Annotated in this window: 16 protein-coding genes and 3 pseudogenes; 6 read left to right on the top strand and 13 right to left on the bottom strand. The window is 62.4% G+C overall.

The genetic code is table 11. The annotated features are described in order from the left end of the window. Nucleotides 1-40: 40 nt before the first annotated feature. From JG739_RS32465 to JG739_RS32430, 8 genes and pseudogenes are all read right to left on the bottom strand, one after another. The gene (locus JG739_RS32465; RefSeq protein ID WP_202367857.1) at nt 41-481 is read right to left on the bottom strand and encodes a DUF6527 family protein; all 441 of its coding nucleotides are present in this window, start codon (nt 479-481) and stop codon (nt 41-43) included. Beyond that, nucleotides 478-1,650: a ThiF family adenylyltransferase gene (locus JG739_RS32460; protein ID WP_202367856.1), complete on the bottom strand. Its 1,173-nt coding sequence runs from the start codon at nt 1,648-1,650 to the stop codon at nt 478-480. The genes JG739_RS32465 and JG739_RS32460 overlap by 4 nt, the downstream gene beginning before the upstream one ends. Further along, a complete protein-coding gene (locus JG739_RS32455; RefSeq protein WP_202367855.1) occupies nt 1,625-2,380 on the bottom strand; it encodes a multiubiquitin domain-containing protein in 756 nt (251 codons plus the stop codon). The genes JG739_RS32460 and JG739_RS32455 overlap by 26 nt, the downstream gene beginning before the upstream one ends. Before the next feature lie 82 nt (nt 2,381-2,462). Further along, a complete protein-coding gene (locus tag JG739_RS32450; RefSeq protein WP_202367854.1) occupies nt 2,463-5,861 on the bottom strand; it encodes a UvrD-helicase domain-containing protein in 3,399 nt (1,132 codons plus the stop codon). Between the two features lies 1 nt (nt 5,862). Continuing rightward, on the bottom strand, nt 5,863-6,441 hold the full coding sequence (locus JG739_RS32445) for a hypothetical protein (protein ID WP_202367853.1): 579 nt from the start codon (nt 6,439-6,441) through the stop codon (nt 5,863-5,865). Further along, nucleotides 6,438-7,295 carry a response regulator transcription factor gene (locus JG739_RS32440; RefSeq protein ID WP_202367852.1) on the bottom strand — a complete coding sequence of 286 codons (858 nt, stop codon included), beginning with the start codon at nt 7,293-7,295 and terminating at the stop codon, nt 6,438-6,440. The genes JG739_RS32445 and JG739_RS32440 overlap by 4 nt, the downstream gene beginning before the upstream one ends. After that, a pseudogene (locus JG739_RS32435) lies at nt 7,292-8,131 on the bottom strand (nucleotidyl transferase AbiEii/AbiGii toxin family protein); the annotation flags it as partial. The pseudogene JG739_RS32435 and the gene JG739_RS32440, both read right to left, overlap by 4 nt. A gap of 78 nt (nt 8,132-8,209) precedes the next feature. Continuing rightward, nucleotides 8,210-9,202, bottom strand: coding sequence for a reverse transcriptase domain-containing protein (locus JG739_RS32430; RefSeq protein WP_274609415.1), 993 nt, complete (start codon nt 9,200-9,202; stop codon nt 8,210-8,212). A 285-nt stretch (nt 9,203-9,487) separates the two neighbouring features. On the opposite strand from JG739_RS32430, the gene JG739_RS32425 reads away from it, so the two are divergent. Then, on the top strand, nt 9,488-9,646 hold the full coding sequence (locus JG739_RS32425; protein ID WP_202364472.1) for a hypothetical protein: 159 nt from the start codon (nt 9,488-9,490) through the stop codon (nt 9,644-9,646). Further along, nucleotides 9,639-11,864 carry a recombinase family protein gene (locus JG739_RS32420; protein ID WP_202364473.1) on the top strand — a complete coding sequence of 742 codons (2,226 nt, stop codon included), beginning with the start codon at nt 9,639-9,641 and terminating at the stop codon, nt 11,862-11,864. The genes JG739_RS32425 and JG739_RS32420 overlap by 8 nt, the downstream gene beginning before the upstream one ends. A gap of 11 nt (nt 11,865-11,875) precedes the next feature. Here the strand turns inward: JG739_RS32420 and JG739_RS32415 are convergent, their stop codons facing one another. The 3 genes and pseudogenes from JG739_RS32415 to JG739_RS32405 all read right to left on the bottom strand — a co-directional run bounded on the left by JG739_RS32415 (nt 11,876) and on the right by JG739_RS32405 (nt 14,111). Then, the gene (locus JG739_RS32415; RefSeq protein WP_244749999.1) at nt 11,876-12,457 is read right to left on the bottom strand and encodes a reverse transcriptase domain-containing protein; all 582 of its coding nucleotides are present in this window, start codon (nt 12,455-12,457) and stop codon (nt 11,876-11,878) included. 623 nt (nt 12,458-13,080) lie between these two features. Next, a pseudogene (locus JG739_RS32410) lies at nt 13,081-13,320 on the bottom strand (nucleotidyl transferase AbiEii/AbiGii toxin family protein); the annotation flags it as partial. Then, entirely contained in the window at nt 13,317-14,111 is a 795-nt protein-coding gene (locus tag JG739_RS32405) for a DUF6088 family protein (protein WP_244750015.1), read from the bottom strand. The pseudogene JG739_RS32410 and the gene JG739_RS32405, both read right to left, overlap by 4 nt. A 404-nt stretch (nt 14,112-14,515) precedes the next feature. On the opposite strand from JG739_RS32405, the pseudogene JG739_RS32400 reads away from it, so the two are divergent. Next, nucleotides 14,516-15,056, top strand: a pseudogene (locus JG739_RS32400) (Tn3 family transposase); the annotation flags it as partial. 267 nt (nt 15,057-15,323) lie between these two features. Here JG739_RS32400 and JG739_RS32395 read toward each other — a convergent pair. Beyond that, nucleotides 15,324-16,766 (bottom strand): hypothetical protein, encoded by a 1,443-nt coding sequence (locus JG739_RS32395; RefSeq protein ID WP_202367849.1) that lies wholly within the window; start codon nt 16,764-16,766, stop codon nt 15,324-15,326. A 120-nt stretch (nt 16,767-16,886) separates the two neighbouring features. Continuing rightward, the gene (locus JG739_RS32390) at nt 16,887-17,915 is read right to left on the bottom strand and encodes an N-6 DNA methylase (protein ID WP_202367848.1); all 1,029 of its coding nucleotides are present in this window, start codon (nt 17,913-17,915) and stop codon (nt 16,887-16,889) included. A gap of 12 nt (nt 17,916-17,927) precedes the next feature. Between JG739_RS32390 and JG739_RS32385 the strand changes: the two genes are divergently transcribed. From JG739_RS32385 to tnpC, 3 genes are all read left to right on the top strand, one after another. Continuing rightward, on the top strand, nt 17,928-18,314 hold the full coding sequence (locus tag JG739_RS32385; RefSeq protein WP_183445375.1) for a transposase: 387 nt from the start codon (nt 17,928-17,930) through the stop codon (nt 18,312-18,314). Further along, the gene (gene tnpB, locus JG739_RS32380) at nt 18,311-18,655 is read left to right on the top strand and encodes an IS66 family insertion sequence element accessory protein TnpB (protein ID WP_183445374.1); all 345 of its coding nucleotides are present in this window, start codon (nt 18,311-18,313) and stop codon (nt 18,653-18,655) included. The genes JG739_RS32385 and tnpB overlap by 4 nt, the downstream gene beginning before the upstream one ends. Nucleotides 18,656-18,731: 76 nt before the next feature. Then, nucleotides 18,732-20,372, top strand: coding sequence for an IS66 family transposase (tnpC, locus tag JG739_RS32375; RefSeq protein ID WP_183445373.1), 1,641 nt, complete (start codon nt 18,732-18,734; stop codon nt 20,370-20,372). The last annotated feature ends 790 nt before the right edge of the window (nt 20,373-21,162 follow it).

The following is a 21,162-nucleotide window of genomic DNA, read 5'->3' as shown; positions in this document are numbered from 1 at the left end:
GCGGGATGCTTCCGACGGAATGTAATCCACACGTTTATTGTTATAATCGACCAGTTATGCGGCTCCAGAGGCGCCGCCAGAAGCCTAGTGCACACTTTGGGAGCGCGGGCTGAGCAGGAGGTGAGGCCTTTGGCGACTGCCCGTAGAAAAGCGCTTTGGAGGCGCGATCACGACGACGCTCGGCTTCGACCTGCTCGTCACTCCAAGGACCGGCTTCAATCACCTTGCCGCGCTCAATCACATAATGGGACCGGCACTTCAGCGTCCAATTGCCGATCGACGGACGAATCGAGACAGTCTCGCCGTCGAACGTCATCTTCCAGTCCGTCGGCGTGAAAGGCGCGACAACCTCCTCGCCGCAACCACAGCAGCAGCTATGGGCCGATGTCGCATATTCCATCGAAACATAGAGAATGCCTGCCTCTAGGTGCTCGGGGATGTGTTCGACGAAACGATGATCGAGTCGCTTGTGCCGCATCACGCAAGGTCCCCATTGATCAGCATGTTGCCGTCGGTGGTGTAGGTGCAGTGATGCTCGCGCTCGAGGTCGCGATAGAACCCGCGAATCTTCTTCCACTTGACGACCGCGAGGACGGCATTCAGGGCGTTGAGGTCAGCGACCTGGATATTCGATGCATAGATGTCCTCGGCGCCGCCACCGACGAAAGAGATGCGCTGACGCACATGATCCCGCTTCTCCGGCGTGCTCGCGGTCACCCGCAGAATGCCGCCGAGCGAGCCATCGTCGAGCTCAAGACCCATGCCGACGTCGACGAACGACGCGCCGATCGCCTCGAGCTTCTCTACGATCAACCGCTTGGCATCGCCGGCGTCGAGGGACAGGAACGCAAAAGTGACGCCATCGAGAAGGTGGAGGTTGTCGGCGCCGAGTTCGACGTCGTGCGGCACGATGTTCCGGTGCATCCGGCTGTAGATGCGTTTCAGATACTCGACCTTCTTCGGCGCCTCTCGCAGTTCCTCCAGACTCGGGGCGCCCGGCGCGCGAAACGCGTTGTGGGTCAGGAACTCGTCGCTGTCGAACAACCGGATTTCGCGGACTGGCGTCTTGGCGACAAAGTCAAGGATGTAGCCACCGGTGCCGCCGCCGCCGATGATGGCGACCACTTCTTTGACAAACCGCTCGGTCAGGGCGCCGATACCGACCCGGTCGGAGGCGGTCTCGACGTAGTTGAAAACGCTGTCTTCCTCCGGCTCTGGTTCGCGGAAGGTGCGCGGCGTCGCCCCGGACTTCAGCACCGCAGCCGGCCCGGCGATGATGTTCACGTAGCTCGTCATCTTGTGGTGGTAGTCCGTGTAGCCGCCGTCCGGCTTGCTGGAGAAGGCGTGCGTCGCCATCAGGCCGTGGCCGAGGTCGAAGGCCCCGGCCTGATGCGAGATTCCCTGGATCGGCGTCCCATCGGCGCGGCACGGAAAGTCGCCGTCCCAATGGACGACATGGGTGTCGGGCCTGCGCGTCGCATCGCCGGCCAGCGTGAGGCTCGAGATGAGGGTGCCGATGCGCACCTCGCGACGCGCATTGACATAGGGCACCTCGCGCATGACGAGATGCCCGCCCTGCCGCAGGACGAAGTAGCCGTCGTCCCGCAGCCGCTTGAGGTCGGGATTACGACTGAACAGTTCGCGTGACATTGAACACCGTGCCCTTCTTCTTGACATCGACAGAGCCGCCAGCCCCGAGCTCACCAGCATGTGGCGTCGACGCCGCGTGCCGGTAAGTCATCGAGAAAACGACGTTAGGCTCGTGCTGGCCCGGGAAGGCGAGTTCGACGATCTCCTCGAACGTGACCGTGCGGGTATTCACCGTGCGCGGCCGCGAATTGACGATGATCTCGAACGTTACCGGCCGCTTCGGCGCGGTGATGAAGCGCTCGATGCCGGGTTCGGTCAGATCGATCAGCTCGCCATGCTCGACCAAGCGGTCTTCGCCGCCGGGGATCTCGAGGTAGACCGCCTCGCTGTCGCTCGGCTTGGCAAGGCCGTAGAGGATCATGCCGCTGATTGCGGGCTTGCCCCAGCGCAGCTCATCGCCATTGAGGGTCAGCTTGAAGTCGCCGTCGGTCTGGAAGGCGATAAACCGCTCCGCGCCGCGCTCGCGCAGGTCGAACGGCTCGTTCAGCCGCACATCCTCGAAATCGCCCGAGGGCAGGATCGCGACAAGGCTGAAGCCGTCCTGCGGGTCCAGTGCCGCGGCCTCGAGCAACTGGCGGCCGAGCGGCACGGGATCGCTCACCTGGCGGGACTGGAAGTTGAGATCGCCCTGCGCGAGGAGGAAGCGATACCCCCGCGCCGGACGCAGCGCCCGGCCTTCGCGCAGGGCGTCGCCGAGATCGTCGCAATCAAGAAGTTCTTCGGTGTTCATAAGATCGGGTCCTTAGGTTCTGGCCGGGGCAATGCCACGGCTCTAAGGGCCTAATCGGAGCGGGATCGGCCGACCGGTAAGGTCAGGCGAATTTTTTTTGCAGGGGGCCGTCCGGGGTCGGCCCGCAGATGAAGAAGGCCGGGCAGTTCGGGCAGGTACGCGACGAGACCTCGGCCGGAAACCGTCCTGCACGGATGTCGCCGAGAAATTTGGCGAGCTTACCCTTGCGTCCGTCCAACTCGCGCTTCGACAAGGCGAGCGGGGAGACCTGGCCGTCGGAGAGATGGATCAGCTCCGCCACCGCGCCGGGAAAGGCCTGCTCGACGGCCAGGATCAGTGCCGCGGCCCCGATATCCTTGCTCTCGGTCGAGCGGATGTGACCCGTGCGGACACGGCGCACGGCCCGGACGCCATCCGGCCGCACCAGCACCTCGTCCGGCTGCACAAGGATCTCTTCCCCGTCCAGCATGACACTGACCGCGACCGAGGCTTCGGCGACTGTCCCTGCGCGGGTGGACAGAAAGAAGCGCAGCATCGCCAAGGCGAGATCACGGAATTCAGCGCTATAGCCGTGGTCGGCGAGCCCCTCGCCGGCAAGCGCCGCGTCCGTCTGATCTTCCAGCGCCTGCTCGGTCATGGGCCCGGCGGACGCGATCACCGCCTCGACCACCGAGCGAACCGCCTCATGCAAGTGCATGAAGGCGGTCGCGGTCCGCCGCCCACCAACCTGCAGGACGTGGGTATAAAAGAAGCGACGCGGGCAGGATTCATAAAGAGCGATCTGCGAAGCTCCAAAGCTAAGCCGTCCGTCGACGACCAGGTCGACGCCCCGCGCTTCCGCCGCCACCGGCAGCGGCCGCGCGGGCACGAGCGAGCGGCGTGCCAAGGTGGCGCCGAGACAGTCGAGGAATGGCGAGAGCGGTCGGTTGTGGCCGTTGCTCTTCTCTGTTGGCGCATAAAGGATCAGGCGATCGCGGGCGCGCGACTGCGCCACGTAGAAGAGGCACTCCTGTTCCTCGGCCTGGCCACCGCGAAATGTCTCGATCGCGCTGCCTTCAGCGCCCGCGATCATGCCGTCGGGCGCCGGACAGGGCGGCGCCGGCGGCGTGCGCGGGATCGTATCGCTGTTGAGCCCCGGGATATGGACGCCGCCGAACTCCAGGCCCTTCGCGCCGTGGATGGTCATCAGGCGCACGGCGTCAAGATGTTGCGCTGCTGCCGGCAACTGGCGCAGATCGCGATCGTCGCCGAGGCGGACAAGCCTGCGCACACGATCGAGCAGGCGCGTGATCGGCAACCCGCGCCCGGCCGGCTGGACCCGCACGAAGTTGAGGAACTGCCAAATCGCGATACCTCGCGTACGATCGGCGAGGTCCTCTGACGTTCCGAGGTGTGCGGCGATACGCGTGCGATCGAGCAGCAGCGTCGCGAGCACGGTCCAGGGCGACGCCGTCTGATCGAACCCATCGAGCGCAGCCGCGAGCTTGGCAAGGGTCTGCCGCCCGGCGTCGGTCAAGCCGGGGATCGATTCGCTATGCCGCAGCCAGCCCGCCGGCGCATGCTCGGCCGCCCGCAGGTGATCGAAGACCGCGACCACATCCGCGAAAGAGGTGGCGAAGTCGGGCCAGCAGGCGATGCGCACCAAGCCCATGGCGCGCCGGTCGACGAGAATCGAGAGAAGAGCCAGAAGATCCTTGACCTCACCCCGCTCGAACAGACTGCCCAGAAACAGGACCGGCACGCCGAGCCGTTCGAGGTCCTGCCCGATCGTTGACAGCTTTTCGTTGCCGGTGCAGAGGACCGCCTGATCACGATAGGCGTAGCCTTCACGTCGCAGTTCCTCGATCGCGTCCGCCAAGGCGACCTGCTGCTGCTCGCCTCGCTGCACCGTGCGCAACTCGGGCTTGTGCCCATTAGCGTCCCGCTCCGCTTCGAGTCCGCTGTCGGCGCCGCCCGCGCGCATCGTGACCGCGAAGCTGGAGAAGCTGTCGACAATCTCGGGCACCGAACGATAGTTACGCTTCAATCGACCGCGCTTGCCGCCGGAAAAGTCTTCCTTGCCGAACCGGGTCATATTGAAGGATGAGGCGCCGCGAAACCGGTAGATCGACTGCTTAGCGTCACCGACCATCCAGAGATTGCGGCCATCGGGCCGCAGCGCGCTCAGCAACCGCACGCTGCTGCGGTTCACATCCTGATACTCATCAACCAGAACATGATCATACTGGGCCTGCAGCACCGCGCAGATGGCCGCGTCGTTCTCTAGCAGTTGCACCGGCAAGGCGACGAGGTCGCCGAAATCGATGCAGTGCGCGTTGCGCTTGAGCTGTTCATAGGCGGCATACACACGCGCTACCTCGCCGGCGCGTTCCGCCGCTTCACGCGCCGCTGGATCACCCGCCTTCGCCAGCATGGCGTCGGCGAGCCGGGCATAGGTTTCGGCGTCGACCACCTCGTCCTTGGCTCGCGAAACGGCGGCGAGCATGTCGGCGATGATCTGGGTTGGATCATAGAGATTGCGGTAGTGCGCAAGCCTCAGGCGCGGAAACTCCTCCTCGAGGAGCTCGACCGCCTCGGTCCGATCCATCATCCGCGGGTCTTTTGGTAGGCCAAGCTCCTCATGGAACCGGCGGATGATATCGAGGCCGAAGGCGTGGAACGTGCCGATCCACATCGCGGCCGCCGCGTCGGGCCGCTTGCGAGCGATCCGCTCCGCCATCTCGCCCGCCGCCTTGTTCGAGAAAGTCAGGAGCAGGATGCGCCGCGGATCGACGTCCTCTTCTAGAAGGCCTTCGACGCGCGCGATCAGCGTTTGGGTCTTGCCGGTGCCGGGACCCGCTTCAAGCAGATAGGCTTCACCGCGATGCGCTGCCGCTGCGGCTTGCAGTGGATTCATTGGCCGCTCGACATGCGCGGCGGCGGTCGTCGGCGGAATTGACGGCAGCAGCAAAGCGTCTAACAACTGCTGCGCAACGACGTCGAACGGTGCACCGAGCTTCGCGGCGATGGCGGACGCGGAAAGCCCTTCGTCGACATGAAGCACGCGCGCGACGGGACGAGGAAGCAGCAACTCGCGCGCGAACAGATCCATCTGGACTTCACGCCGTTGCTTGCGTCCATAGTCGACAACCCGATCCATCCCGACCGGCGACGGCTCGGCCGCACGGGCCGGGTCGATCGTCGGCGATTCGCCATCTGGATCGTCGCCAAGCTCGACATGGCCGATCTCATGCGCGACGAGGAAGGCTTGCTCGAACCGAGAGCCGATATTCTCGTGAATGATCAGATCGTCGGCGGCAACAAAGGTCGCGCGGCCGCCGTTGAGCACGGCCGCTCCCGCCGCCGTTGGCTCGACATCAATTCCCCGCCGCTTGGCCTCGGCGACAGCAAGGTCGTAAGGCGACCAGGGATCGGCGCCGCACGCAACGAGGCGAGCGTGAACCTCGGCGGCGATTTGCCTGGCGAGCTCCACCCCGTCCATGTCATTCAGCCTCAGCCAACAATCGGTCGCGCGTCTCGGCCGGAACGCCAGCGTCGATCAGCACTTGCTCGAGCGTGACTTGCTCACCAGCCACCGGCTTGCCATCGGCCTTATAGCTGCGCGCCGCAGAAAACTCGGCCGAGCCCCAGGACGACTTCAAATGCGTGACGGTGCTTCCCATGGCCTCGGCCAAACTCTGGAGAAATCGTCGCGGGATGCTGACGAGCAAGACGCGTCGCTCGCGCAACGCGGTAACGACCTGCCTGGGCAGCTCCAGACGCTGGGCCACAGCACGCCAGTCATCCACCGTCAGCGCCGCAAAAGGGTCGGACGTCGCCGCCGGCATGGCCGCCGCGTGTCGCGACCAGGCCGCGTCGATCAGCGCCTGATCGGCAGCGGAGAGTGCTGCGACATCTTCGGAGGTTTCACGGCTCAGCTCGCGTGAAAGGTCGACGAGTTCCGCGGCATACTCCGGATAAAGCCGTAGATAGCGCTCCAGGGTCGAGCGATCAGTCTCGATTTCGACCGCAAACGCGTCGAGCACCGACTCGCGAGATGGACGTTCGCCAGCGGGACTCACCGCTCTTCTCCGTCGGCCATTGCCGCCCGCAGTGCGGCGAAGGCCTTGTCTCGATAGGTTCGGATGGTTTTTTCGGAGCGGCCCAGGGCCTTGGCGATCGTAATGACGTCTGGCTCCTTCGAGTCGATGGGGAAGCCTTGTCTCAGCATGTGAATGATCCTGCTTTGTTCTGGTGGTAGAGCCTCAATCGCTGCATCCAGGCGCAACCGGTAAAGCGGATCGTCGAAATCCGAAGCGGCGAAGGGATCGTGGGTCCCTGCGGCCGCCTCCACCTCCGGTGACAGCTCACCGCTCTCCTCGTCATATTCGAGCGGCTGGGACCGATTCTCGTCGCGCCAGGCCTTTTCCTGCGCGTCGCGCCGCAGGCTTGCCAGCGCGCCGTCGAACCGCACTTCAAAGTAGTCGAGCTTTTCGACATAGGTGGCGCGATCCGCCGAAAGGAGCTCGACGAAACGGCCGGACACCTTGTCGCGCACGATCCCACGCGTCAGCGATTCATTTTTCCCATCAGAGCTTTCCGCCCTGGGCAAACTGCGCAGCACCCGTTCGATCAGTATCCGATAGAGGCGCTCGAACCTCACCTCGTTATTGTCACGACGGCTAGCGCGAATGAAATACACAAGACATTCGCTTGGGACGTAGCCTGGGTCGGAGCGCTTGGCGATTTCCGCCCTGGCCAGCAACGCGTCACGCGGCAGGACCGCCAGTTCAGCGATGAGCGCTTCCACCTTCGGGTCGCGCTCGTAAAGCTCGCCGCTGAGACGTCGCTTGCGCAGCGGCGTTATTGCCACTTCGCCTACGCGGCGCGTGTCTGCCTCGTGCTTCGTGCCGACAGCTTCCTCCAACTGCTTCACCGCGCCACCCCGCTTCCGTTAGCCCGCTTATTCAGACGCGTCTCGAGCGAGGCGATGCTGTCGAGTACGGCCTCGAAGTTTGGAGGGTCGCCGAAGATCATGCCTTGCATGGCTCTATAGTCCACGCGCAACTGCTCGATCATCTCGTCATGCGGCGCAAGCGCGAAAGAACCGGGCGCGGCACTCGCGAGATCGAAATCCGGTCGATTGAAGAACATCCGCGCGTGCGCGACGCAGTCCGCGCCGAGCGCCGTCTCAGCGATGGCGGCGGCGCCGACCGGCGACGCGGCGAGCTGGTGCAGGTCATAATAGTGACGGGACACGCGTTGGCCGCCCCCACGCAACTCGCCGCGCTTGTCGAACCAGCGCCGCAGCCCGTGGAGGATGACCACCTTGTCCCAGAAGGTGCGTTCGGGATCGACCGTGCGCACGGTCGGCACGGTCAGGTCGAGCGCCGGCAGATCATCGTCGACATAGGGTTTGATCGGCACATCGCGGTTCGGGTCGAGCGCCGATTTCGCTCCCGACTCGATCTTGATCGCCGCCCGCACATAATCCGATCGCGGCGTCGCCGCAGGATACCAGATCAGCAGCGCCTGCCCGTCGGGATCGTCGTCGTCGGCTTCCACCCGCGCCGTGGCGGCATCGAGGCCGGCGGCCTGGAGTCGGTCCTGCAGAATCACCGTCAACTCAGCACGCAACGTGCCGTTGATGTAGGCTTGGCAAGCGTCCTTGATCGCGTCGAGGCGCGCCCGGCGCTTTTTCCCACTCAGCGCGTCGAGCTCCTCGATGGTCGCCGGCTCGCCGATATCGTCCCGAAACACCGTGACATGTAGAGTAGGTGGCGAGCGCGGTGCCGCCTTGCAGCGGTCCGTTTCTCACCACCCCTCGCAGAACCGGACGTGCACCTTTCGTTATGCATCCGGCTCGCCAGAAGACGTGGCGAAGTTTGGCGTTCCCATCCACGCCAGACGAAACCGGCAGACGAGAGTCCATGCGAGCATATATTGCTCGACGGACCCATCGCGCCACAGTCTCACCGTCGGACGGCGACTGCTACGCTGTCGGCCTTTTGCGATTTCGCTCGCGTTGGCGTTTGGGCGAACTTTCCGTTGCCAGCGCCAGAGCCGATCCCCGGTGTACCAGTCGAGGCTGGTAAACACGTTGCTGGCTCCGTAGCAAAAGCGGAAGTAATTCGCCCATCCGCGCAGGATGGGATTAAGCTCCTGAAGCTTTGCACCAAGGGTGCCTCTCGCGCTGTCACGCCCAGTGCACTCCTTGACTTTGTGACGGAGATCGAGGGACTTGGCCTTGGGGATTTGTACGCGTGCACAATATCCGTAGCGCCCGTCCCATTCCATGACGAAGCGGAATCCGAGGAACTCGAACCCGTCCGTCATTGCGGTGATCTTCGTCTTTTCCGGTGACAACTCAAGGCCCGTTGTTTCCCGCAGGTATTTTGCCAGCGCGGATTTCTCCTCGATGGCCTGTTCCTGCGTGCCGGAAACCAGCACCACGAAGTCGTCTGCATAGCGCACAGGGAAGCACACGCAGTGCCCTGCTTTGCGATCCCACATACGTCTACCCGATGCCGCCGAGAGTATCGATTGTCGTGAAGACCTCCCCGTCAGATCAGGATGCACCCACCGTTTATATCTCTCCTCAATCGCGCTGAGCGCAATGTTGGCGAGCAGCGGTGATATGATCCCACCTTGCGGGGTTCCGGCTTCCGTGCGGAAGAACTGCTCCTCCGCCAGCACGCCGGCTTTCAGGAACTGCCCGACCAACCGTACCACCCGCTGGTCGGCGACGCGTTTGCGTAGCCGTTCCATCAGATAGTGATGGTTGATGTTGTCAAAGGAAACATCTCCAGACTGCCCATCACCAGGACCTTCCCGCCTCGGCAACGATCATGCGGGAGGGCCACGCCTTTGAAGGGCGGCCTCTGGCCGTAATCAGCCGACTCAAACGCCGCGGCGAGCCAACGCTGCTTGTAGAATTGCCGGACGGCAGCCGGACCTACATTCCCGTGGCGTGGACGGATCTCGGGGGCATGGATGGTGGTTCCACAGCCTCGCCAGCAAATCACTCCAGCATTGGGCGGATTTCAGACCTTCTGCATCTGCGCCTTCTGACCGACGCTCTTCTTGAGCGGCGCGGCGAGTCGCCGCCCGATGACAAGGAGGAGCGACATGCAACTGAAGCTGAGATTCGCCGAGGAAGACCGCAAGCGGCCTCCCGACCCACCCGCCTGGGAGACGCTGGACGCCGAGGCGCGGGCGGAGGCGTTGCGCCGGCTCGCCCTCGTGATCGCGCGCATGCTGACAGTGAGGGAGGCCGGTCATGACTGAACACAGCAAAATCGCCGCCGGTCACCAGGCCCGGTTGGCTGTCGTCTACCTGCGCCAGTCGAGCGCCTCGCAGGTGGAGAACAACCGTGAATCGACCGAGCGACAATACGGGCTGGCCGAGCGGGCGCGCGAGCTGGGTTGGCCGGACGAGCGTGTCCTGGTCATCGACGAGGACCTCGGCCTGTCCGGCGCAGGCAGCGTCATGCGCGCCGGCTTTGCCCGGCTGACCAGCGAGGTGGCGCTGGCCCGGGTCGGCATCGTGCTTGGCCTGGAGGTTTCGCGACTGGCGCGCAACAATGCCGACTGGCACCGGCTGATCGAGTTGGCGGGGCTGACCGATACGCTGATTGGCGATGCCGACGGAATCTACCACCCGGCCCTGTTCAACGATAGACTTTTGCTCGGTTTGAAAGGCGCCATGAGCGAGGCCGAATTGCACGTCCTGCGCGCCCGCCTCGATGGCGGCATCCGCAACAAGGCAGCGCGCGGCGAATTGCGCCGCGGCCTACCGATCGGCTTCATCTGGGGGGACGAAGACGGCGAGATCCTGATCCATCCCGACGAGGCCGTCGCCCATGCCATCCGCACCGTCTTTGCCCGCTTTGCCGAGCTCGGCTCGGCGCGCCGCGTGTGGCTGTGGTTCCGCGAGCAAGGAATGAAGTTCCCGCTGTGGCTTAATGCACGCACAGAGCTGCGCTGGGGCGAGGCCAGCTACCACGCCATTCACAGCGTGCTTGCCAATCCGGTCTATGCGGGCGCCTATGTCTATGGCAAGAATCGCCGAGAGACGGTGCTCGACGAAACCGGCGCGCGGCGCAAGCGGATGCGCAAGCTGCCGATGGAAGACTGGCAAGTGCTGATCAAGGACCACCACCAGGGCTATCTCGACTGGCCGACCTTCGAGGCCAATCGAGAGCGCATGGCGGCCAACACCCAGCCCCGGACGCACGCCAAGGCGCAGGAACAGGCCGGTGGCGCCGCCAGAGAGGGCGGCGCCCTGCTGCAGGGCATTGCCCGTTGCGGCCATTGCGGGCGACGGCTGCACACCCATTATCGCGGCCGCACCGTGACGCCGGGCTACCATTGTCCCGGCAAGGTGGTCGTCGAGGGCAGAGGCGTCCATTGCCTCAATGTTGGCGGCGGGCAGATCGATGAAGCCGTGGTGGCGGCCTTCCTGGAAGCGCTGGAGCCGGTGTGCCTGACCGCCACGCTCGAAGCGGCCGAGCGGCTGGAGAACGATCGCGAGGCGGCCCTCAAGCAATGGCGGCTCGACGTGGAGCGCGCCGTCTTCGTCGTCAACCGCGCCGAGCGCCGCTATTGCGCCGTCGATCCCGACAATCGCCTGGTCGCCCGCAGGCTCGAGCAGGAGTGGGAGGAGGCGCTGCGCGCACTGGAGGCGGCAAAGGCGGAACTGGCGCGGCGCGAGGAGCAGCGTCCGCGCGTCCTGTCGGCCACGGAGCGGGAAAAGCTGCTTGCCCTCGGGGCCGATCTGGCGAGCGTTTGGCACGCGCCCACCACCACGCCGCGTGACCGCAAGGAATTGCTGCGCACTCTCCTCGAGGAGGTCACCCTCCATATTGATCGCGGCGAGGCAGCGGCGCGTCTGGTGCTGCGCTGGAAGGGCGATGCTACGAGCCGCCTCACCGTCGCCTTACCGCGCTCGCGACCGGCGACGGTTCGTACCGACGAAGATACGCTGGCGCTGCTGCGGCGGCTGGCACCGCATTACCCCGACGCCGTCATCGCCGGCGTCCTCAACCGCCAGGGTCGCCGAACGGCGTACGGCCACCGCTTCGATGCCAATCGCGTCGGCTATCTGCGCAACCACTGGAAGATTCCTGTCTGCAAGGCCAAGCCGCCGGCCGCCAACGGCGACATCGTCACCGTCCGTCAGGCCGCCGCCAGCCTCGGCGTGGCGCCGTCGACGCTCCACCGCCACATCAACGACGGCCTGATCCAGGGCGAACAAATCACGCCCGGCGCGCCCTGGCGCATTCGCCTAACCCCGGAGCTCAAGGCCCGCTTCCTCACCACACCCGGCCACGGCTTTGAACCGATCCGCGATGCCATGGACACCCTCGGGCTTTCCCGCCAAAGTTTGTTGCAGCGAATAAAACGCGGCGAACTGGACGCCGTCCATATCGTCCGCGGACAGAGAAAAGGTTTATGGATCAAGACCATAGATCACGATCCCACCCTCTTCGAACACACTTCATGAACCAGGGGGCATTATGACAATGGATCCAAGCAGCCCTTGATGTCTCCCTCGATGACCCACGGATATGGCATCCCGTGCCTCCGGGTATCCCCGCCGCGTTTATGCGACTGAGCAGCCCGTCGGATATGCTCCAAGGCGCCGTGCGTGCTCCGTCCGGGCCTGAACCCATAGGAAACATGCCAGAACTGCGCCTCGAAGATTGGCTCCAGAAGTGTTTTGACCGCGCTTTGTACGACGCGGTCCTTGACCGTGGGAATGCCCAGGGGCCGGAACTGCCCCGGTTTACCGGCTTTGGGGATGAGCTTGCGCCTCGCCGGGCTCGGTCTGTACGCGCAAGAGCGCAGTTCAGCCTGAAGCCTGTCGAGAAAGCGTAGCTCTCCTCTCTTCCGGATGCGTCCTACGGTCATCCCGTCGACCCCGGCCGTGCGCCCGCCCTTATTGGTGGACACGCGACGCCAAGCGTGACGAAGCATGCGCGAGTCTGTCAGCCAGCCCCACATGTCCCGCCACTGTTCGTCGGGATTCGCCTTACTCCACTGATACAGTTTGCGCTGAACGCCGAGTACCCAAGCTTCATCAGCCTGATGATCCATGTCCACAGATCACTCCTCCGTCATGCCAACCGATCGTCTTCCTGCCTCCCTTCGCCATGTGCCCAGCTTTCCTGGACTCGGACTACTACGGAGGCTCCGCCCCTGAACACGCCCGTCTCCGGTCGTCGCGGCTAGCCCGGTTCCTGCCGGGCAGACGGTTCAGGTTCCCGTGTTCCGATTTTCAACCTTCGTGCCTGTAGGTGGTGCGCTATACCCCTGGCGATACGGAGAGTGGGTTGAAGGAACTCGCCCACCCCGAGTGCGTATTTCTCGCACCCCTCAGCAGGGAACATTGAGCCCTGCCATGTCTGATCGCTCTGTTTGTCTCCCCCGCCATCACGGTTGGGAAACTTCTCGGATATTCAGAGGCTTCAGTCACGCACTTCGTTGTCTCACCATGAGCACTGCGGTAGCCCGGCCCGGTAGTGATGGCTTCCGTCCGGTACAGTTCAGACCGATCTGCTTATGGCACCGAACCGGCGACACCCGGTCCAGCTTTTCGGTCCCCTTCCTTTCGTTGTTCCCACGAAAGGGACGGCATTGCAGCCGTCGGTCGAAAATCAGCAAAGCTAGGAGGGGTTCTAACTATGTCATACTACCCTCCCGCGCCGTCACGGCGCACCGATGTCTTCGGAAAAGCGGTTGATCAGACCAAACCCCTTGGACAGAGAGGTTCCACCCTTGAAGAGGAGGCGGGGTCCGCCCTTTTTCAAGCCATTGAACAAGGCATCCAGCGTCCAACTGACCCAGAAGTCCTTCTCGATATTTTGGGATGTCGTGCCGAGGCGTAGCGCCGTCGTATCGAAGGCGCTCAGCATCGCGTCCGATCCCGCCGCGAGAACCTCGTCGAAAGCCGGATTCATGTCTTCGTCGCCCGGGTTGCACTGCGCTTGGCGGTTTGCGTCTTCTGCGAAGAGAGCGGCGTCCGCTTGGAGCGGACGACAGCAGCATGATGCTGATCATCGTCATCGTCCGTCGTTCTTTGCTGATGACGATCATCATCAGCAGCACGATCATCGTCGATGTGCCGACGATGAACGCCGGCATCGCTTTCAACAAGCGGCTTGAGGAACACCCACATCCATGTCGGAAGCGCTGTCATACCAGCAGTAAGATCGGCCTTGAGAGGCGGCCCCGCAGTCGGATCTTCGAAAAGCTTGGTCAGCTTGCGCATGACGTGATCACTCTCTCCCTCACGGACCAGGAGATCGCGGAGCCAATGAAGCGCTTGGACGACGCGCATCGCCGGGCGCCCGGCCCAGAACAGCTTGCTTGCTGCAGTCGGACGGAAGGTGATTGTCACGTTACCCAGCTTGATCGCACGGCGGCGTGCGTCAGTGTGAACGACGATTTTAGCCGGAACGGCGTCGGTCAGGCCGAGGTCGTTCGCGGCGGTCATGCCGTCGACAAGCATCCGGGTTTGGTCACGACGTCCGACTGCGTCGATGACCGAGCGCGGATCCGGCGGATTGGGTTTCTGGGTGAGCTTATTGAAGCCGGGCTGATCGTAGAGCCCGCGATCAATCCGCCTGAGGGTCCCGACCTTCGTCAGCCGCTGCAAAGCCTTGTCGACAGCGTCCCGCGAGGCGAGATCAATGAAATCGCTTGCTGTCCAGACCTTGCGCGGCGCATCTGCAAGAATGCGCTCAAGCATGGTTGTTTTCAGATCAGGCGAGTCGCTGTTCATGTCCGAAAATTGTAGGCGTTTTTCGGACGATGGGCAAGGTCGCATGCCGAAACATATATACAAGTTTCGGACAGAGCTATCTCGCCGTCCAGCCTGCAGATGCGCTGGCGCGCGATATCCTATGCGCTCGATGTGAGCATATTCGACGCAGGTGTTGCGACCGATCTCGAGAAAAGAGACCCGACGCCAGGAAGACACGGCGGCGATCGAAAAAGCGCTGACTCATCATTTCGACCGGCTGCGTCGGCTACGTTACTGAGACTTCGCTGGAACGGCTCCTGGAAACGAGCCTCGACAGTCGCTGTGGATGGCCCCTCGACCGTCCGTCCTTGAGAAGCGCTCCGCGGATCCCATAAAGAGCAACCAAGATCGATCACCTTGGCCTGGCGGCGTCGATCACGACGCGATCCGTCGTGCCGTCTACGATCCTGAAGAAGCTGTCGTCATCTTCGAAGGAAGGAAGGAAGGCCAGCTCGCAAGGGCGCTACGGGAACTCGGTCGGATCGAGCGATCGCTGTTCATGATCGAATGGTACTCAAGTCCGATATTGCGTCGGCGCTGCCAAGCCGGCCTCAACAAGGGCGAAGCTGCGCATAAACTGAAGCGCGCCGTCTTCTTCCACGAGCGCGGCGAAATCCGCGACCGATCATTCGAAAGCCAGGCGTTCCGCGCCTCCGGCCTCAACCTCGTCGTTAGCGCGATCGTGCATTGGAATACGGTCTATATCGAACGGGCCGTCACCCACTTGCGCAAATGCACCGCGAAATTCCGGATCATCTGCTCAAGCACGTCTCGCCGCTGAGCTGGGAACACATCAATCTGACCGGCATCTACACCTGGGATGCAGAACATCAGATGCCTGAAGGCTTCCGGTCGCTCAGACTTCCGGCTCGGTTACGCAACGCCGCATGACATTCATGCTCCGTTCGACCTTGCGTGTCGCTGGGAACAGTTCTTGTGCCGACCCCTATTTGAGCGCGGGGGAATTGTGCGTCGCCGGAGGCTGCCGCACCGGTGCCCCGCGCACGGGATGATTGACAAATTACCGCAAGACGCCATGGTCGAGCCCTGATAGCGGACTCGAACATGGTCATCGGGAAGGTAGCGTGCAGTGCGCCCCGGTCAGACACTGACCGAAACCCTCCGCGCGAGGACCGGAGGAATAGCATCAAATGTGAATCAATGCGTTTTGGCTTCCACCCTAACTTCGTCCGTTGGCCTTGCCAGTGCAGCGTCGCGACATGTCTTGAGCCAATGGCGAATAGTTACGTTGACAACCGCGTCTACTGACTCCTTGGACGAAACGTATTTCTCGGCACGCTGGCGTGCTGCCTCGCGCAACTTGGCATGGTGTTCTTCGAAGAGAGCCACGATTGCCATACAGCGCACGTGTGAGACCGGAATCTCAAACAAGCCGGCGAAGCCGATAATTCTAAGCATCCGAGCGTAGGCAACTCGCCCGCAGTGTTTGAGATCGAGCCGCTTCTTCTTGGTCGTGATGATGCCAGCTTCGATCAAGGGTTCAGACTCAGGGATGTAGGCGTCCGTCGGCACGCCGATCACTTCGATCACTTCATCCTTGGCGACGAAATCGCTTGGGAAGTTCGGCGCGTCATGCCGAATTTCATCCCAGACGCGTCGGCCGGTGGCTTCAATCGGGTTTACCGTTCGGCTCTGCCCCAACGCATTCATTGCGCGCCGGTTTGATCGCATCTTCGTTTCGACCTTCTCGACTCCCCCGCGCCAGCGGCCGTAGCTCGCGTATAGACGGTCAAGCAGCGCTGTAGCCTGTCCTGCGGACATTCCCAACGCACACAAGACTGCTACATCCAGATGCCTCCGCAGCAAACTGACCTTCCCCTCTGTCGAAGGTGCTGGCGGCATGATGTTCGCCTCGCGCATAGCTTGGAAGGTGTCTGTCACCTCTGCAATGCGAGAAGGATCGAACCGACGAATGTCAGGCACCCGCATTTTCCGAGCGGCTGGAGGGCCAACATCGTATGCGCCTTCGACGCCGGTAGCGACGCCCTCCAATAGGCGGCACATCGCCGTCATGGTTGTGTTCAAAACGGCCCCAAGCAGTAGCTGATTCTCATCATCGATCGCATCCACACCGACAAACCGGCCGTTCAGGATTGCACCGAACTCATTGTCCCATGCGCCGTAGTCGTACGCGGAATTGTATGGGAGCGCCCAGCGGCTATATACCCGCGAACGCACTTGCCGATACCATGCGTCTTCCGCGTTGGCGGCGACTAGCTTTTGGTTCGGAAGCCCGGCGATCTCTCCAAGCCGCACGTAGTCTTTTAGGTCCTCCTTCAATGCGCCAGCGCGCGGTGCGAGATACAGGTGTTTCGTCTGCTTCGAAATCGTGAGCGTTCGCTGCTTTCCATCGAAGAGTTGATGCGGGTTCAGGATCGCCGGAATTAGGTCACGGGACGAAATCACACCGTGCCAACTGTCTTTGCCGGTTACCGCGACCGCCCCGCGTGAGGGAACGAGATTGCCGTGTCCAGCCGCGCTTCCACGTTGCACAAAGAAGAAGTCGTCAGCCCCGCTCTTGAGACCAAGCTTCACAGTCGCAAGGCTCTCCAGCTTGACGAAATCATCGCGAGCAGCCAAGGCGACCGCAATCTTAGGTGCCCGTAGAAATCGGGACCGCCAAGCAGCCCCGCGATATGTGCCGCCATCGGTATCCGGGGGCTGGGATCAGTTTCGCCAAGGTCGAGAGTAGACATCGCGCTACTGCTTCCCTAGTTGGATGAGGTCGCGCTGGCGCACCACGCTCCAGTCCAGATCGTCGCTTTCATCGGCTCCAGACAGCAGAAGTATCCGATCGCGCAGCCGGTCGACGGCCTGAATATGCTCGGCTTCGTTTTCACTGTTTCCGATGAGATCGCGGATGCTGCGCCGGAGCGTTACAAACCGCACGTCATTGGCATTGCGTTCAGCTTCGTCGCCGCAATGGGTGGCGACAGTCACAACCGTTCCGACACGGGCTTCCGAGAACCACGCTTCTGCGCCACTTTCAATGAAGGCATGTATCTTGAAGTTGTCCAGCAGCCACAATTGCAGCGCCGCGCCGTAGTCGCTGTCCAACCATTCGCCGGAAGTCAAGAAAGCGACCGATCCGTTTGGTTGAATAAATTGCGCCGCATGGAACCAGAAATAGAGGTGATAGTTGGCGAGCCGGGAAATCCGCTTCGGCGCTCTGATCCGAGCGCCACGACCAAGAATTTTCTCTACCTCGCGCTGCCGGTCTTCACCCAGCTTGTGCAGGCGCACGTATGGAGGATTTCCCACCACAGCGCGCATAGGAGGCAGCATGATCGGTGTTTGAGTCGCCTCGGTTTCGGTGCCGGAAGGCAAGCGCATAAACTCTTCGTCCGGCTGCACTCGAAAGAAGCTGCGAGCCTTAACACGAGGGTAATTGTCCTCAAATTCGAGCTTGCGGATTGCGAGGTTGACCGTCGCCATGGTGGCCGCGAAATGGGATACGTCAACGCCGAACAATTCTTTCAGGCGCTCTTGGTGCGTCTGATCGGGGATTAGATGCTTTTTTCGCGCGTACGCTCGCACAAGAAATGTTCCGCCGCCCGTCGCGGGGTCTAGGACGGGGCCTTTCCCATCCGGCAACGCGAAGCTGAGCATGAGGTCCACCACGTCCGATGACGTGTAGTGCTGCCCCCATTCGTAACGTTCATGTGTAAGCGCGTAGGCGTCCCCACGTAGCGTGCAGGCGGTTGATCGCTCATTTTCAGCATGAATCATGCGGAGAATCCTATGAGCGACAGTATGAGCCATCATCGAACATTCGAGATTTTGACGGCGGAGCCTGTGCCGTCCCGACGCAAGCCGCGCCATCGGTCGGACGAAGAGAAGGCACGGCTTGTCGCCGAAGCGTTCTCGCCAGGGGGCAATGTCTCGGCGGTTGCGCGTTCCGAGGGGCTGGACCCCTCGCAGCTCTATGCGTGGCGCCGCAAGGCGCTTTCGTCGGGCATGGTTGCGCCACTGACGGAGGGAGCGAGCAAGCCGGCGAAGTTCACGCGCTTTGAAGCGGTGGGCAGCGACACGGTGGAAATCGTCATTGGCGACGCAGTGGTGCGCGCCGGCGGCGATGTCGATCCCGATCGCCTGGCGAGGATCATCCGCGCGGTTCGTAAGGCATGATCGCTTCCGGTGTGGTGGTTTACGTGTCGTGCCAGCCGGTCGACTTCCGCAAGGGCGCGGCATCTTTGATGGCGCTGGTCAGGGATGGCGGCCTGGACCCATTCTCGGGGGCACTTCACGTATTCCGTTCGAAGCGTGCGGACCGGGTTCGCATCGTGTGGTGGGACGGCAGCGGGGTTTGTCTTTATTCGAAGACTCTGGAAGATCACAGCTTCTGCTGGCCGGGGATATCGGCCGCGCGCATGCGTCTCGACCACGCCCAGTTGATGGCGCTTCTGGCCGGACTGGACTGGAAAAAGATTCGTCCGGCCAGGGTCAGGCGGCCGTTATCGACGGGCTGAAACCGGCCTGCGGCAAGATGAATCATGCGGCTGGAACGGTTGGGAAAGCGGCTGTTTTTGTGCTCTGTTGCTTGCCATGGTTCTACCGGGTCTTGCCCTTCCCGACGACGTTGATGCGCTGAAGGCGATGATCCTTTCCATGGCTCGCGAGCAGGCTGCAAGCGAGGCCCGGATCGCAGTCGCCGACGCTCGGATCGCAGCATCTGAGGCGGAGGTCGCCCGGCTGAAAGCTGTCGAGAAAAGCGCCAGCGAGCGGATCGCCAATCTCACGTCAATCCTGAAAGTTTTACAGCGCACGCAACATGGCACGCGTTCCGAGCGGCTACGCCTGGCCATCGACGACGAGCAGGCCTCCTTTGCCTTCGAAGAGGTCGAGACCGGCCTTTCGGAAATCCGGAGCGAACTCGACCGCGCGGTCGGGAACAAGCCGAAGCGCGCCCCGCGTCCGCGCAAGGGCTTTGCTGCCCACCTCGAACGCATCGAGGAGGTCGTCGAGCCGGAAATCCCGGCCGACTGCGAGGGGCTTGAAAAGGTTCTGATCGGCGAGGATCGATCCGAGCGGCTGGACGTCGTGCCGCCGAAGTTCCAGGTCATCGTCACGCGCCGTCCCAAATACGCCTTCCGGGGCCGTGACGGCGTGGTCCAGGCTCTGGCGCCGGCGCACATCATCGAAAGCGGGCTGCCGACGGAGCGGCTGCTCGCCTATATCGCCGTCTCCAAATACGCCGACGGCCTCCCGCTTTATCGGCAGGAGGCGATCTATCTGCGCGACGGCGTCGAGATCAGCCGGTCGTTGATGGCGCAGTGGATGGGGCATCTGGGCTTCGAGCTGCAGATGCTTGCTGATTACATACTGGAGCGCATCAAGGAGGGCGAAAGGGTCTTCGCCGACGAGACGACCTTGCCCACCCTTGCCCCTGGTTCCGGGAAAACCACGAAAGCCTGGTTGTGGGCCTACGCACGGGATGACCGACCCTATGGCGGAACCAGTCCGCCAATGGTTGCCTATCGTTTTGAAGACAGCAGAGGTGCGGATTGCGTGGCGCGCCACCTCGCCGGATTCAGCGGTATCCTGCAAGTGGATGGCTACTCGGCCTATACCAACCTGGTCAAGGCACGGGCCAAAGCCGGCAGCAATGAAACAATCCGGCTCGCCGGGTGCTGGGCTCACCTGCGGCGCAAATTCTACGACCTGCACATCAGCGGGGTCTCGCAGGCCGCGACGGATTCGATCATCGCCATGACCGAATTGTGGAAGGTCGAGGACGAGGTCCGCGGCAAGGATGCCGGAAGCCGCGCCGCGCTACGTCAGGAAAAGTCCGTGGCCATTGTCGCGAGCCTCTTCGATCTATGGGAAGCGGAACTGGGCAAGGTCTCCGGAAAATCCAAGACCGCCGAGGCGATCCGCTACGCGCTCACCCGGCGGGAGGCGCTGGAACGCTTTCTGATGGACGGTCGCATCGAAATCGACTCCAATATCGTCGAGCGTGCAATCAGGCCCCAGACGATCACGCGAAAGAATAGTCTATTCGCCGGCAGCCACGGCGGTGGACGAACCTGGGCGACGGTAGCCACCTTGCTGCAAACCTGCAAAATGAACAGCGTCGATCCGCTCGACTGGCTCTCGCAGACCTTGACCCGCATCGCTCAAGGCTGGCCGGCATCCGAAATCGAAATGCTCATGCCTTGGAACTTTAGGCCTGACGTTATCGGCTGACCGCTTACGTTCATGTGGTTCGATCAAGCGCTCAAACAAACGACCGAGAATATCGTGATCGATCGCGCTGACATCGAAATGTTCGATGTGCTCGATAAGCCGTCGCCAGTGAGGCACACACGTATCCGAGATCATCGCGTAATCTGAGACCTGATCCCATGTGAAGAGCGTCTCGTAGTCTCCTGAAATGCGTCGCGCTTCTCCAAACAGAAAGGTTAGCGTGTTCACTGCCATTCTTGAACTGGAAACTGGAGCAGGGGGCATCACAAGGGGGTCAAGCTCAGTCTTTGTTCTCCGCAGCGCCTCATAAAACATGAGGCGCGTTACAAACACGTAAGCTGTTAGCTTCGCAGCCCGCGTAACTTCTTCATTCCACCGCTCCGGATTATGGGTCCAGCCTTGGTCATCCACCATCCATTCGATCAGACGGGAAGAGAATTTTGGATCGGACTGCCGTCGTTCATTCATGGCATCCCGTATAGCGGAAACGGGCGCTGCCATTAGCTCCCGAAGCGCTTCGACGAAGAGTTCGTCGGCTGCCATCCCGGCCGGTTTGACCGCCCCTGTGATGATCGGGGCAAGCGTGTTGAACGCGCCTATCCAGTGCGTTCCGAGTTGGCGAAGATAGAGCGGATCGTCCAAGTCTTTACGCGCTAGGACGGGGCGAAGGTCCTCCTTGTGGACGATCCGGGTGATCAACGAACCGCTTTGCTGCGTGTCAATCAAGAGCAACGTTTTCGTGTCGGACGTGAATGCCCATCGGCATCCTCGCGCCTGCGCTTTGTAGACA

It is taken from the genome of Mesorhizobium sp. L-2-11 (assembly GCF_016756595.1).
Lineage (GTDB): Bacteria > Pseudomonadota > Alphaproteobacteria > Rhizobiales > Rhizobiaceae > Mesorhizobium.
Note: the sequence above shows the minus strand (reverse complement) of the source record. Positions and strands in the feature narration are given on the sequence as shown.

Bases quoted from the DNA above. Each gene is read 5' to 3' on its own strand.
- tnpC (WP_183445373.1), top strand. From the start codon at position 18,732: ATGGTTCTACCGGGTCTTGCCCTTCCCGACGACGTTGATGCGCTGAAG.
- JG739_RS32405 (WP_244750015.1), bottom strand. From the start codon at position 14,111: ATGCTTGAGCGCATTCTTGCAGATGCGCCGCGCAAGGTCTGGACAGCA.
- JG739_RS32460 (WP_202367856.1), bottom strand. From the start codon at position 1,650: ATGTCACGCGAACTGTTCAGTCGTAATCCCGACCTCAAGCGGCTGCGG.
- tnpB (WP_183445374.1), top strand. From the start codon at position 18,311: ATGATCGCTTCCGGTGTGGTGGTTTACGTGTCGTGCCAGCCGGTCGAC.
- JG739_RS32420 (WP_202364473.1), top strand. From the start codon at position 9,639: ATGACTGAACACAGCAAAATCGCCGCCGGTCACCAGGCCCGGTTGGCT.
- JG739_RS32450 (WP_202367854.1), bottom strand. From the start codon at position 5,861: ATGGACGGGGTGGAGCTCGCCAGGCAAATCGCCGCCGAGGTTCACGCT.
- JG739_RS32385 (WP_183445375.1), top strand. From the start codon at position 17,928: ATGAGCGACAGTATGAGCCATCATCGAACATTCGAGATTTTGACGGCG.
- JG739_RS32390 (WP_202367848.1), bottom strand. From the start codon at position 17,915: ATGATTCATGCTGAAAATGAGCGATCAACCGCCTGCACGCTACGTGGG.
- JG739_RS32415 (WP_244749999.1), bottom strand. From the start codon at position 12,457: ATGGATCATCAGGCTGATGAAGCTTGGGTACTCGGCGTTCAGCGCAAA.
- JG739_RS32425 (WP_202364472.1), top strand. From the start codon at position 9,488: ATGCAACTGAAGCTGAGATTCGCCGAGGAAGACCGCAAGCGGCCTCCC.
- JG739_RS32455 (WP_202367855.1), bottom strand. From the start codon at position 2,380: ATGAACACCGAAGAACTTCTTGATTGCGACGATCTCGGCGACGCCCTG.